Raw genomic sequence first — 12,883 nt, forward strand, 5'->3', positions numbered from 1 at the left:
AACGTCTTGCTCGTCTAGGGGGAGAGATTTATGGTGAGGGATCCTCGCAGCCCTAGGCAGCTCTCGGCATCCCCATGAGGCAGCACAGCTTGTAGACCGCCCTGGCCCCCACGTTGCCATCCCACTCGCCGTCGCCCACCTCCGAGAGATCAAAGCCGATGATCTGCCGCCCGCTGCACACCACCTGGCGTAGTAGACAGAAGACTTCCTCCAGTTCCAGCCCACCGGGGACGGGAGTACCAGTGTTAGGACAGAGCTTGGGGTCGAGGCCATCGGCATCGAAGCTGACATAGACTTTCTCAGGCAGAGCCGCGACGATCGCTTCGCACTGGCTCATCCAGGGAATGCCTCGGTAGGTGTTCTCTTTCACCACCGAGTCGTAGTGGGTAACAATGCGGCCCTCAGAGTGTTTGATCAGCGACACCTCGTCGTGGCATAGGTCGCGAATACCGACCTGCACCAGCCTGCTCACCTGGGGCAGCTCTAGCAGGTTGTACATAATCGACGCGTGGGAGTAGCGAAAGCCCTGATAGGCGTGGCGCAGGTCGGCGTGGGCGTCGATGTGCAGTACGCCAAAATCGGGATGGCGATCGGCCAAGGCCTGCAGGTAGCCCAACGGCACGCTGTGGTCACCGCCAATCACCCCTACCCGTTTGCCAGCGTCAAGGGCGGCGGCGGTCTGGGCATAGAGCCAGCCGGTCATCTGTTCGCAGGCGTGGTTGACGTTGTCGAGGTCGGTTTGGAGGAGGGGCTGGGTGGCGATCGCCACGCCCTCCTCCGTTGCCTGAATGACGCGATTTGCCGCTTCCCGCACCTGCTGGTTGAGCTTAAGCAAATGCCGGGGAATTGGCGGCATGAAGATGCCCTGACGCCAGCCCTCGGGGTTGTCGCGATCGTACAGATCGAGCTGGGGAGAAGCCTGTAGCACCCGCTGAGGCCCCTGGGCGGTGCCCTGGTGGTACGACACCGTCACTTCCCAGGGCACGCCAAAGATGACGATGCCCGCCGTGTCGTAGTCGCAGGGCAGGCCGTAGAGGTTGCCGTTGTCAAGGCCGACACCATTGGGGTCAAAGGTTTGTAGATTGATGGTTGAAGTGGTCATAGAGCAGATACTAGCGATAGCGTAGGGTTAGCGGTACTGAACTTGCGGGAGAATTGTATGCAAGCGGTGGAATTTGAAACCAAGATTGAAAATGGCGCGATCGCAATCCCTCCTCAATACCAGCAAACCTTTGGCAACAGCACTCAGGTCAAAGTCATTCTGCTCATGCCAGAGCCCTTAGTCCTCGACGAGGAAGAAGATATGATTGCGAACTTGCTCGATCATCCCCTTGATATCGACAACTTCATGCCCCAAACCCGTGAAGACCTCTATGACCGGTGATGCGCTACAGCCTAACAACTGCTTTGTCGATTCCAATATTTGGCTCTATGCATTCAACCGCCGCCAAGATGAAGTTAAGCACCAGACCGCGAAAACTATTGTTGCAGAACCAGGCTTGTTAGTCAGCACTCAGGTAATTAACGAAGTCTGTAAAAATTTGCTTCAAAAAGCTAGCTTTAATGAAACTCAAATTTCAAAAGTCGTTACAGCGTTTTACAAGCGTTGTCAGGTAACGCATCTATCCAAAGAAATTTTGCTTCAGGCCTCAGCTTTAAGAACCCGATATCAGCTCTCCTTCTGGGATAGCCTCATTTGCGCTGCCGCAGTAGATTGTGGCGCAACGATTCTCTACAGCGAAGACATGCAGGATGGATTGATCATTGAGAATCATCTCACAGTTACCAATCCATTCAGCCAGAATTAACTGCTATTGGCAACGCAGAATCTAAGAGAAAAGATAGGAGAAGCTTGGCCTCTCCTATCTCCTACAAGTCTCGCTACCCCTTCAACATGTTTTGCACAAAAGTAGGCAGCGCAAAGGCCGCCTGGTGCATGCCCACGTTGTAGTACTGCAAGCTGTGCTCAGCAGCAAACGATTCGGACTTCGCTGCGTCCATGCCCTGGAGCGGGTGGGCCGCGCCCTTAGTAGCGTAATTAAAGCTCCACATGCCCGTTGGGTAGGTGGGGATAAACGCCAGATAGCAGTACACGTTATCGTCGCCAAAAATGCCCTCTAAACAGTGGTGAATATCCACAAAGGCATGCTGGTTAAACCGGGGCGACTCGCTTTGGGCCGTAATCGCCCCGCCGGGCTTAAGAATCCGATGCACCTGCTGATAAAACGCGGTGCTAAATAGCCCCTCTGAAGGCCCCACCGGGTCGGAGGAGTCGATCACAATTAGATCGTAGCTAGCATCGGGGGCGTTGGCTACAAAGGCGATGCCATCTTCAATGCGTAGGTCGAGCTTGGGGTCTTCGAGCGCGCCTGAGAGCGAAGGCAAAAATTCCTTCGAGGCTCGCACTACCGCTTCGTCAATTTCAACCATAGTGACCTTTTCCACCTGGGGATGGCGCAGAATTTCGCGCACGCTGCCGCCGTCGCCGCCGCCGATTACCAGCACATCTTTAAAGGCTGGGTTGAGCAGCATGGGCACGTGGATGATCATCTCGTGGTAGGCGTTTTCATCCTTTTCGCTGCACATCACCATGTTGTCGATGGTGAGCATTTTGCCGTAGGCAAAGGTGTCAAAAATTTCGACGGTTTGGTAGGGCGATTTTTCGCGAAAAATGCGATCGCCCTTGTGGCGAATCGACAGCGCAATGTCGTCATTTTTGTCGGTAAACCAGACGCTGCGGCTCTGTTTTGGGGTGACTAGCTTGTTGGTGGCCTCGTCGCGCAGTTCGCCTAGGTCAACGTCAATCCGCTCCAGCAGTTCGAGCTGACCCCGGTTCATCTCCAGGGCCGAACCGTAGTCGGCCTTAAACGCTGTCTTGAGCTTATCGAAGGAGATCCAGGGGTTGACGGTATCACCACAGGTAAATAAATCTACCGCAGCGTAGCGATACTCAGGCCAGGTGTGGATAGCCAGGTGACTTTCTTGAATCACCACTACCCCAGACACCCCAAAGGGTGAAAAATGGTGAAACACTGAGCTAATCACCGTGGCCCCGGCATCGGCAGCGGCCCCGACCATACTGCTCTCAATCAGCGGCACGTCGTTGAGAATGTCTGACGAACAGCCAAAGAACTCAACCAAAATATGTCGTCCGAGCGAATTCATGCGCCCTTTCCCCCTTAGAGTTGGCCCAAATCAAAGATCGATTACTGTATCACTGTTTCAGAGTCTATTTCCCTAGGTCATGGGCAGTGCCCTGCCTTAGGGATCTTGTAATGGTGTAGACCCCGAGGGTCGTTTTTGCATGTAGGGCAGATCACATTGGGGTAGGGGCGTAGGGGGAGGGGGCGATCGCAATCCGCCGACAACAGGTATACACTGGCTGACAGTTTACTGCATACCTCAAAGCGGGCTGGGTGCGGTGGTCTAAAGACCAGTCCAAGGGCGATCGCGCCGCCGCTGGGCCTAGGACTTTGCCTGCAACTCATCCAGCGTCGCCAGCACCTCTCGACTGTGAATCACCGGCTGCACCCCCAAAAAGCGGGCCTGCATGGTGCCATCGGGGCCAATGATGTAGGTGTGCCGCAGCGACATTGCCCCCAGCCACGATCCATAGGCCTTGCTCACCGCCCCTTTGGGGTCAGACAAGAGCGGAAACTCCAGCCCTTCAGAATCGCAAAACTCAGCATGGGACTCAACGCTGTCGGCGCTGATCCCAACAATCTGGGCATTGCGAGCCTTGTACTCGGCTATATCGCGCTCAAATCGCTGGGCCTCAATGGTGCAGCCTGAGGTGAAGTCGCGCGGATAAAAATACAGCACCACCCACTGATTGCGAAAATCAGCCAGAGAAATTTCCCCATCGCCCGCGTTAGTCGGCAACGTGAACTCAGGAGCCAACTCCCCAATCGGAATCTGGGTACCCCCCAGGGCCAGGGCCGGGGCTGGCGATATTATCCAGCTCAGCCAGGCGAGACAGAGACCCAGAGCGGCCCGCAGTAAACGACGGCGATTCATAGAGAACTGATCCTGTGAAATAGAGGGCGTAAGGGAAGGGCAAAACGGGAAACATCTGCCTTGAGGTCATCCGACCGATAGGGGTTTCTGAAAGCTTTTTAACCAAAGTTTACAATATTGCTGTCCCCTCCCCTCCAGCCAACGGCCCCTTCAAGGAACCTTTACTATGTCTCCTACTGCTGACCTACAGACCATTACCCTTGGCCCCGATGGCCCCACGGTACCAGCGCTGGGAGTGGGTACCTGGGCCTGGGGCGACTCCCTATTTTGGGATTACGGCAAAGCCTATAGCGACAGTGACCTGCACGCCGCCTTTGACGCCTGTCTCGACGCTGGGTTGACCCTGTTTGACACCGCTGAGATCTATGGGTTTGGCCAGTCGGAGCGGCTGCTGGGTCGATTTATGCAGCAGCGCCCTCAGCCGGCCGCCCAGGGCGCAATAGTGGCTACCAAGTACTTTCCGCTGCCCTGGCGATTTTCTAAGCAGTCGGTGGCCGATGCGTTAGCTGCCAGCCTCGATCGCCTCCAGGTAGCCTCAGTAGCCCTCTATCAGGTGCACTGGCCGCTGAGTTTTTTGCTCAGCCAAAAAGACCTCATGCAGGCCCTGGCTGCTGAGGTCAAGCGGGGCCGCATTGGGGCCGTGGGGGTGAGCAACTATTCAGCAAACCAGATGCGCGAAGCCCACGGCTACCTGGCCGAGCAGGGCGTGCCGCTGGCAGTAAACCAGGTGCAGTATTCATTGCTCAACCGCACACCTGAAACCAATGGCGTGATCGCTACAGCCCGAGAACTGGGGGTAACCATTCTGGCCTACAGCCCCCTGGCCCAGGGGTTGCTGACGGGCAAGTATACCCCAGAGGCCGACCTCAAGCCCGCCGGAGCGCGCTGGCTCGACCCGCGCTTTAGCCAAAGCGGCCTCACCAAACTGATGCCGGTAATTCAAGCGCTCCGAGACATGGGTGAAAAAAGAGACCGCACCCCCGCTCAGGTCGCCCTCAACTGGCTGGTGAGCCAGGGCAATGTGCTACCCATTCCTGGCGCTAAAAATGCCCACCAGGCCAGCCAAAATGCCGGTGCCCTCGGCTGGCAACTCACCCCTGAAGAAAAGGCTCAGCTTACCCAACTCACCCAGAGCCATTGCTAGACAACTTCAGGTCAAAATCTGTCTTTAGACAAGTGGCCTTAGCGACAATTTAGCGTAGCTAAGCTGTCGCTAAAGGGGCCAAAGCTAAGAGATCCTAAAAGGATTTCATACCGCGCTAAAAAGCCCAACGCAAAAGTACCTATACCAGCAGATAGAGCGGGTTATTCAAACTGAAATAATGGGTTAGAGAGTGCATGAACCTGCTTGACATTCTCCGTTACTTGCATCTAGACTTCATCTAATCGAACAAGTCAGCCTAGTCTATCGGCACTAAGTGCCCATAGAGCGGGGGAACCAGTAAAGGGGCTAATCTCCGAGTTCTAAATACCCAAATGAGGGTAATCGGAGAAGGACATCTCTCAGTCCTAGCCCGTCAGCTAACCTCGTCGGCATTGAGGGGAGATTGAATCGTCAGCATTTTTAGTAGTGCCTGGCTGTTTCAGTGTCCTAAGTCGTGTTAACACGGCTTGTTCGCTGTCCATGATTAACCTCTAGGAGGGTCTCATGCAGCGTAAGTTGCGCACTCGTGCGGTTGCCCGTTTGGGGCGGCCCGAATCTGTCAATCCACCATTGCGTCTGCCCTTAGAGCGAATTGTCTTGCCGGCGATCGCGTTTCTCGTCGTGCTGCTGGTCTGGTGGGTGATCGCCAGCTTTTTTACCACGCTGATGCCTACGCCCTGGGAGGCCTTCGTCGCCAACCTCGACTATATTTTCAACCCCTTTTTCCGGCGGGGGCCGGGCAATTTGGGCATTGGCTGGCTGCTGTTAGCCAGTTTGCGCCGGGTGCTGTTGGGGTTTTTGCTGGGAACTTTAGTGGCTATTCCAGTTGGCTTTTGGATTGGTCTTTCGCCCCGCGCCATGACGGCCATCAACCCCCTGGTGCAGCTGTTTCGTCCGGTGTCTCCGGTAGCCTGGTTGCCCATTGCCCTGTCGATTTTTAATCTGGCTAACCCATCGGCCATTTTCGTGATTTTTATCACCTCCCTGTGGCCCACAGTAATTAACACTGCCCTGGGTGTAGCCAGCGTTCCCAAAGATTATTTAGACGTGGCACAGGTGCTAGAAATGCCGCGCTGGCGGCAAATGACCAAGATTATTTGGCCCGCTAGTCTACCCTACATTTTCACGGGTTTGCGCCTGAGTTTAGGAATTGCCTGGCTAGTAATTGTGGCAGTTGAAATGCTCACGGGCGGCATTGGCATTGGCTTTTTTATCTGGGATGAATGGAACCGGCTCAGCCTCAGTTCGGTATTTCTGGCGGTGGTTGTTATTGGCCTTACCGGCCTGTTGTTGGACTACGCCATTACCCTGATCGAGCGATGGGTCACCCATCGCCCCACCAAAGCCGTATAGCCCTTAAGCTGGCTGGCAAAGCGGCTCAGGCCACTGCTGAGCAAAGCCTTTGCAAAGCAAATTTTGGGTCGGCAGTCAACCACTGCCGACCTGTCTAAATCACCTCGTGACACCTCACTGACAAAAGGATTAAAGCCATGACCAGGATCAATCGGCGATCGCTCTTGCAGGGGGCGGTTGGGTTTACGGCGGGGCTAGCGGCTTCGGCCTGTAGTCAGGCGCTGCGCCCCAGCGATCGCTCAAGCAGTCCACCCTCCAGCGGGGCGGCGCAGGCCGCCGACATCGAGCAGGTGGTTGACCCAGCCAGTTTAGAGCGATCGCAGATTAAAGTGGGCTACGTGCCCGTCAATGACTGCGCTCCCTTTGCGATCGCCCAGGCCAAAGGGTTTTTCTACAAATACGGGTTGACGGTCACCCTCAACCGCGAGGCCAGCTGGGGCACCTCCCGCGATGGCATCATCTTTGGGCGAGTCGATGCCGCCCCCGTAGTTTCTGGTGCGGTGACCAATGCCCGGGTTGGGGCTGAGGGTGCCCCCCAGGCTCCCATGTGTGCCGCCATGACCATTCACCGCCACGGCAACGCCATGACTATGAACCGTGCCATGTGGGACTATGGTCTGCGCCCCTGGCGAGAATACGAGGGCGACCTGGAGGCCTTTGGCCGCGACTTTCGGGGCTACTTTGACGGGCTGCCACCGACGCAAAAGGTGTGGGCCACGGTACTCAGTTCGGCCATCTACGAATACTTCATTCGCTACCTGTCGGCGGCGGCGGGGGTTGACCCCCTAGAGTCTTTTCGCATCATCATCAATCCGCCGCCGCAGATGGTGTCTAACGTGCGGATTGGGGCGATGCAGGCCTACATGGTGGCCGAGCCGTGGAATACTCGCGCCATCTCTGGCAACGAGGACGTGGGCTTTACCTTTGCCCACGGCAAAGAGATATGGCGGGGCCACCCCGACCGAGTACTGGCGGTAATGGAAGACTTTATCAATGAAAACCCCAACACCTACCGCTCCCTCGTCAAGGCGATGATCGAGGCCTGCCGCTACTGCGATGACCCAGCCAACCGCACCGAAGTAGCGGCAATTATCTCGGATCGATCGTTTACCGGGGCACCGCCCAAATTTACAGAACCCGGCCTGGTGGGCAACTACAACTACGGCGGTTTCGACGGCAAAAGCCGCAAAGTTCAAATACCAGACAGCACCATCTTTTTTGAACTACCCGAGGATCTACCCCATCCCCCTGGAGACCACTCCACCTTTATGTGGCAGTCTCAGTCGATCTGGCTAATGACTCAAGCGGCTCGCTGGGGGCAAATTGCCGAGTTTCCAGCCGATGCCGAGGCCAAAGCTCGCCAGGCCTGGCGCACCGATCTCTATCGAGACATTGCGGCTGAAATGGGCATCGACTGCCCAGCAGAAGACTACAAAGTAGAGCCTGGGGAACTGTTTATTGATGGTGTTGCCTACGACCCTAGCGACCCGGTGGGCTATCTGAATGGGTTTGAGATTCGCGCTAATCGTCCCCAGCGGATTTTTATGGGGTGAGGGTTGGTGGGTTAAAAAGTTGGCACGTTGGAAGGTTGAAAAGTTGGAAGGTTGAGAAATCCTAACCTTTCAACTTTCTAACCTTTAAACCATTTAACCCAACCCCTTTGCGGCGAAACAGTCTTCCGTTATTTAGATGCACTATTCAGGAGAAAACCATGGTTAAGTCAAGTCAATATTCGCAGCCCTCTGATCAACGGCAGGCTGAGTTTGAAACCGATTTTTTGGTCGTTCAAGACCTGGTGAAAGCCTACCCTAGCGCTGGCGGCGACCCCACGGTGGTGCTCGACAACATCAATCTCACCGTTGGAGCAAACGAGTTTATCGCCATTATTGGCCACTCGGGCTGCGGCAAATCGACGCTGCTCAAAATTGTCAGTGGGCTAGAGCAGGCTACCTCTGGCGGGGTGTTCTTGGAGGGTTCACCCATTAAAAAACCAGGGGCCGATCGCATGATGGTGTTTCAGCAATACTCGCTGCTGCCCTGGCTGACGGTGCGCGAAAACGTGCGGCTAGCGGTAAATGAGGTGTGCGATCAGCTCTCTCCCCGCGATCGCACCGACCTCGTCGAAGAACACCTGGCGATGGTGAACCTCACCGCCGCCGCCGAGAAATACCCCGATGAGCTGTCGGGCGGCATGAAGCAGCGGGTGGGCATTGCCCGTGCCCTGGCCATTCGGCCAAAAATGCTGCTGATGGATGAACCCTTTGGTGCCCTCGACGCCCTCACCCGCAGCCACCTCCAGCGCCAGGTGCTCGACATTTGGGAGCGCAACCCCCAGGCGGTGATGATGATTACCCACGATGTGGACGAGGCCATCTATATGGCCGATCGCATTGTGATGATGACCAACGGCCCCAATGCCCAGATTGGCGAAATTCTGACCGTGCCCTTTGACCACCCGCGCGATCGCACCGCCCTGCGGGAGTCGTCAGAATATTACGATCTGCGCAACCACGCCCTGGGGTTCCTCGACAGCTACTTTGAGCAAATGGCCAGCTAGCAGGCTTTTGTCAGGTCAGGCTTGCAGGCTACTGAGTAACAGCCAGGCAGGATTAGCCAGACTGGCCTACTGCACCTTAACCTAGCTGCCACCATAGCTATGGCTATGACCCGAAGGGGGAAAGAGGGTGGCGATCGCCGCCCTCTTTTTGGTTACTTTAGCAACCGCAAAATACCTCCAGCGGAAGATGTTTTTAGGGGAAACATGCCGACTAAAACATCTTTTTAGGCCAGCTCAAGGCCTTCTATTAGAGTCGAGAAATTTACCTAAAAAATAAAAATATTTTCTTCCTTGGACTATCTGTATCTAGCGATACAAATAGTCACATAACGCAAAGAATTCGTTGACGCTTTTCATTTTCCCCTTCTACAATTTAGGAGTCGAACAAGTCAGCCTAATCTAGTTGTCCCAACGGCTAGAGCGGGGGAACCAGTTAAAGGGGCGTGTTTCCGAGTTCTTAATACCCCATGGAGGGTAATCGGAAAAGGGTATCTCTCAACCCTAGCCCGTCAGCTAACCTCGTCGGCATTGAGGGAGACTGAATCTCACCATTTACGCCAGTGCGTTGGTTGTTTCAGTGTCCTAAGTCGTGTTAACACGGCTTGTTCGCTGTCTATGACTAGGCTCCAGGAGGGTCTTATGCAGCTCAAATCACGTGCCACTGCCCCATCAAGGCAGCCATTTTCGATTGTTCCTCAGGTTTCTCCCGAGGCGGCCATCAAGCCCATGATTATGCGGTTAGAGGCAGCCCTGGGTCGCCGCGATCTAGCGAAGAATATTGTTTTACTGCTGCGGCCTAAACCGCCTACTTTAGGCCCTAATGTAGACGAGCAAACAATCAACTTCGTCGTCGGCTACAGCGGTTCAGCCCACAGTCAGGCTGCCCTCGATTTGGCTTTGTGTGTAGCCCACCAAACCCGTTTAGCTAAGCCTAATCCGGTGATGGTGCACGTGGTTTACGTGGTTGATAAAACCCGCCCTAAAACCATTGCCAATGCCGATCGCATTCTTTGGCAGGCTCGCTGCCTGGCCAGCGAGTGGCGCGGGTCGCTCAACGCCCACCTGCGGGTAGGCCAAGTGGCGACCGAGCTCAGCCAGGTGGCTAAGGAGATTGGGGCTGAGGTGCTGCTAGTGGGTTGCCACACGGCCAAGCACCAGCTGGTGCGACAGCTAGATTCCCAAACTCCGTGCTCTGTGCTGGGGCTCCCCAAGTAACGGGGCTAGCGTCGTTTTTCTAGACGAGCGCTAATGAATACTGCAAAAGGTGCTCTACAGCACTAGGGGGTTACCCCGATTGGTAAAGATGACGGCCTCAATTTTCCAGTCAGGCTGGTTGATCAGGGTCTCGCGCAGACTGCCCAGCAGCGCCTTTTGCTCGCATACCGACAGCGAGTTGAGCACTCGGCGAGAGTTGCGGGCCACCCGTAGGTCGATGGTGACGGTTTTGGTCTCGGGGTCAAAGCTGGTGCGGTAGCCCGACAGGGTCAGATCCGGAATAGCCTGCTCGGCCATGATCAGAGCAACGGTGTTCTCCATGCTTTGGGAGCGGGGCACCTGAATGGCTTGGGTTTGGTAGCTTTCGCAGCGATCGTCGAGGGTATGGAGATCCACGGCGACTGGGTCGGCGGGCATCACTAGCCGCCGGGCACTGGCCTGCATGGAGCGGTTGGCGCTGACCAGGGCATCGGCGGGGTTGGGGGCTAACTCTAGGGATTGGAACAGGGGGGCGATCGCCGCTTCCGCAGAGTCCGCAGGTACCACTAAATCCGTCGCCTTGGGTATCGGCTCTACCTCAGTCCCTTTCCCAGAACAACTCCCCAGCAGCCCCAAAAGCGCCAGGAAAATCGCGCCCGAAATTATCCCTTGGCCTCCCAGCCAGGTATGGTGGGGACGGTATTTAACAGGGTTGAGACAACGGGCCATGGCGAGTGCTTCCTGGAATCGACGACACGTGCTGTCGCTGGCTGATTTTACGGCGGCGGAATTTGAAACGGTGATGGAGACGGCGGTGAGCTTTTGGCAGGTGCTGTCGCGCCGTACCCGTAAGGTGCCCGCCCTGCAAGGGTTGGTGGTTACCAACATGTTTTTTGAGCCCTCGACCCGCACCCGCAGCAGTTTTGAGCTGGCCGCCAAACGCCTGTCGGCGGATGTGCTCAATTTTGCCCCCGGCACCTCGTCGCTCACCAAAGGTGAAACTATTCTAGACACCGCCAAGACCTACCTGGCTATGGGCACCAACCTGATGGTGATTCGCCACCAGGAGGCGGGGGTGCCGGGAGCGATCGCCGCCGAAATGGATCGGCTAAATACCGGAGTCGGCGTGCTCAACGGCGGTGACGGGCTCCACGCCCACCCCTCCCAGGCCCTGCTCGATCTATTCACGCTGGGACTGACCCTCGATCCGGATCAACCCACGGCATCCCTAATAAAAGGCAAGAAAATTGCCCTGGTAGGCGATATTCTCCACTCCCGCGTGGCCCGCTCTAATCTCTGGTGCCTGACGGCCTGCGGCGCTGAGGTTCACCTGGCGGCCCCGCCCACCCTGCTACCCCCCGGCTTTGCCGACGCCTTTATTACCCAGTCGCCGATCGACATTCCCCGCGCCATTGTGCAGCACAGCACCCTGGCCCCAGCCTTAGAGGGGGCCGATTTTGTGATGACCCTGCGCCTACAAAAGGAACGCATGGCCCAGCACCTGCTGCCCAGCCTGCGGGAGTACCACCAAGGGTTTGGGGTGACGCGCGATCGCATCGCCCACTGCCAACCTACCGTCAAAATACTGCACCCCGGCCCGGTGAATCGCGGCGTCGAAATTAGCTCTGACCTGATGGATGACCCCGACCTGAGCCTAATTGGCGACCAGGTGACCAGTGGCGTCGCCGTGCGGATGGCTTTGCTGTACCTGATGGGGGTAGGGGATAAGGGTGCGGCGGGGTGAGGAGATGGATAAATTCAAAGTGCAAAATTTTGAATTTTCAATTTTGCACTTCCCCTCTCTCACCTTCCCCACTTTCTATCCCGCCCTCACCCCAAACCCTGGCTCCCCCGTTTTGCGTGCAAAATAGCGCCCCATCATGCCATAGCCGATCAATCCGGCCCATTCCCGCAGCACTAGGAATTGTCGTCCGCGATTGCCTAGGCTGCTGGGCACAGGGCTGGGGTGGGGAGTGACCTCAAAGCCTAGACTGCGGAAGGTGAGGAGCGATCGCGCCATATGGGGCGGGTCGGTGACCAAAATCAGCCGCCTGATGCCCTGGGGCTGTAGCATTGCCGCCGTAAACAATGCGTTTTCGTTGGTGGTGGCGGAGCAGGGTTCGCCGTCAATAGCGGCGGCAGGTACCCCAGCGGCCGCCAGCATCTGGCCAATTTCTGTAGCGTCGCCGCGACCGCTGGCAAAGATCAGGGGTGCCCGCTGCCGCCGCCACAGATCGGCGGCGACCTGCACGCGGCTGGGGCGAAAGTCTGGCCCACGACCCAGCACCACAATGGCATCGGCGGGCTGATCGCCATCCTGGGGAATTAGGAGGGCCAGGGCTTCTCCCCCCAGGTGAGTTCCTAGGGGAGAGATCCCCAAACCATAGATCAGCACGAGCAGCACCCCGGCCAGACTCATCCGACGCTTCCACCGTCGGGGGCGCACAATCCAGGGGGCGGCGATCATCGCGGCCAGCATGGGTAGCACAATGCCCGGCTGTAGGAGCACATTGAGCAGTCGCCAGAGCGATCGCGTCAGATCACCTGCCGACGTAATGTGGCCGGCCGATAGATTCACCACGGTATACCTCCAGCTTGGACTTCAGAAGCTGGGTCGC

Annotated in this window: 13 protein-coding genes and 2 riboswitches; of the genes, 8 read left to right on the forward strand and 5 right to left on the reverse strand. The window is 56.6% G+C overall.

Annotated features, from left to right (window positions below; genetic code table 11):
- Nucleotides 1-52: 52 nt before the first annotated feature.
- Entirely contained in the window at nucleotides 53-1,102 is a 1,050-nt protein-coding gene (locus VB780_RS28955; protein WP_323354664.1) for an agmatinase family protein, read from the reverse strand.
- A gap of 57 nt (nucleotides 1,103-1,159) precedes the next feature.
- On the opposite strand from VB780_RS28955, the gene VB780_RS28960 reads away from it, so the two are divergent.
- Nucleotides 1,160-1,384 (forward strand): hypothetical protein, encoded by a 225-nt coding sequence (locus tag VB780_RS28960; RefSeq protein WP_323354665.1) that lies wholly within the window; start codon nucleotides 1,160-1,162, stop codon nucleotides 1,382-1,384.
- Nucleotides 1,374-1,808: a PIN domain-containing protein gene (locus tag VB780_RS28965; protein WP_323354666.1), complete on the forward strand. Its 435-nt coding sequence runs from the start codon at nucleotides 1,374-1,376 to the stop codon at nucleotides 1,806-1,808. The genes VB780_RS28960 and VB780_RS28965 overlap by 11 nt, the downstream gene beginning before the upstream one ends.
- Nucleotides 1,809-1,881: 73 nt before the next feature.
- Here the strand turns inward: VB780_RS28965 and speE are convergent, their stop codons facing one another.
- The gene (speE, locus tag VB780_RS28970) at nucleotides 1,882-3,165 is read right to left on the reverse strand and encodes a polyamine aminopropyltransferase (protein WP_323354667.1); all 1,284 of its coding nucleotides are present in this window, start codon (nucleotides 3,163-3,165) and stop codon (nucleotides 1,882-1,884) included.
- Nucleotides 3,166-3,465: 300 nt separating this feature from the next.
- On the reverse strand, nucleotides 3,466-4,017 hold the full coding sequence (locus tag VB780_RS28975) for a peroxiredoxin (protein WP_323354668.1): 552 nt from the start codon (nucleotides 4,015-4,017) through the stop codon (nucleotides 3,466-3,468).
- Between the two features lie 166 nt (nucleotides 4,018-4,183).
- Here VB780_RS28975 and VB780_RS28980 point away from each other — a divergent pair, with 166 nt between their 5' ends.
- From VB780_RS28980 to VB780_RS29000, 5 genes are all read left to right on the forward strand, one after another.
- Nucleotides 4,184-5,161, forward strand: a complete 978-nt coding sequence (locus VB780_RS28980; RefSeq protein ID WP_323354669.1) for an aldo/keto reductase — start codon at nucleotides 4,184-4,186, stop codon at nucleotides 5,159-5,161.
- 243 nt (nucleotides 5,162-5,404) lie between these two features.
- Nucleotides 5,405-5,568: riboswitch (cyclic di-AMP (ydaO/yuaA leader) on the forward strand.
- Nucleotides 5,569-5,665: 97 nt separating this feature from the next.
- Complete coding sequence (ntrB, locus tag VB780_RS28985; RefSeq protein WP_323354670.1) at nucleotides 5,666-6,514, forward strand: nitrate ABC transporter permease; 849 nt, start codon at nucleotides 5,666-5,668, stop codon at nucleotides 6,512-6,514.
- 137 nt (nucleotides 6,515-6,651) lie between these two features.
- The gene (locus tag VB780_RS28990; protein WP_323354671.1) at nucleotides 6,652-8,067 is read left to right on the forward strand and encodes an ABC transporter substrate-binding protein; all 1,416 of its coding nucleotides are present in this window, start codon (nucleotides 6,652-6,654) and stop codon (nucleotides 8,065-8,067) included.
- Nucleotides 8,068-8,225: 158 nt separating this feature from the next.
- A complete protein-coding gene (locus VB780_RS28995; protein ID WP_323354672.1) occupies nucleotides 8,226-9,071 on the forward strand; it encodes an ABC transporter ATP-binding protein in 846 nt (281 codons plus the stop codon).
- 381 nt (nucleotides 9,072-9,452) lie between these two features.
- Nucleotides 9,453-9,613: riboswitch (cyclic di-AMP (ydaO/yuaA leader) on the forward strand.
- Between the two features lie 97 nt (nucleotides 9,614-9,710).
- Nucleotides 9,711-10,286 carry a universal stress protein gene (locus tag VB780_RS29000; RefSeq protein ID WP_323354673.1) on the forward strand — a complete coding sequence of 192 codons (576 nt, stop codon included), beginning with the start codon at nucleotides 9,711-9,713 and terminating at the stop codon, nucleotides 10,284-10,286.
- Between the two features lie 54 nt (nucleotides 10,287-10,340).
- On the opposite strand, the gene VB780_RS29005 is transcribed toward VB780_RS29000, so the two are convergent.
- On the reverse strand, nucleotides 10,341-10,994 hold the full coding sequence (locus VB780_RS29005; RefSeq protein WP_323354674.1) for a hypothetical protein: 654 nt from the start codon (nucleotides 10,992-10,994) through the stop codon (nucleotides 10,341-10,343).
- Between VB780_RS29005 and VB780_RS29010 the strand changes: the two genes are divergently transcribed.
- Entirely contained in the window at nucleotides 10,993-12,009 is a 1,017-nt protein-coding gene (locus VB780_RS29010; RefSeq protein WP_323354675.1) for an aspartate carbamoyltransferase catalytic subunit, read from the forward strand. The genes VB780_RS29005 and VB780_RS29010 overlap by 2 nt on opposite strands.
- A 75-nt stretch (nucleotides 12,010-12,084) precedes the next feature.
- Here the strand turns inward: VB780_RS29010 and VB780_RS29015 are convergent, their stop codons facing one another.
- A complete protein-coding gene (locus tag VB780_RS29015) occupies nucleotides 12,085-12,846 on the reverse strand; it encodes a YdcF family protein (protein WP_323354676.1) in 762 nt (253 codons plus the stop codon).
- Between the last annotated feature and the right edge of the window lie 37 nt (nucleotides 12,847-12,883).

This window comes from Leptolyngbya sp. CCNP1308 (assembly GCF_034932455.1).
Lineage (GTDB): Bacteria > Cyanobacteriota > Cyanobacteriia > Phormidesmidales > Phormidesmidaceae > Nodosilinea.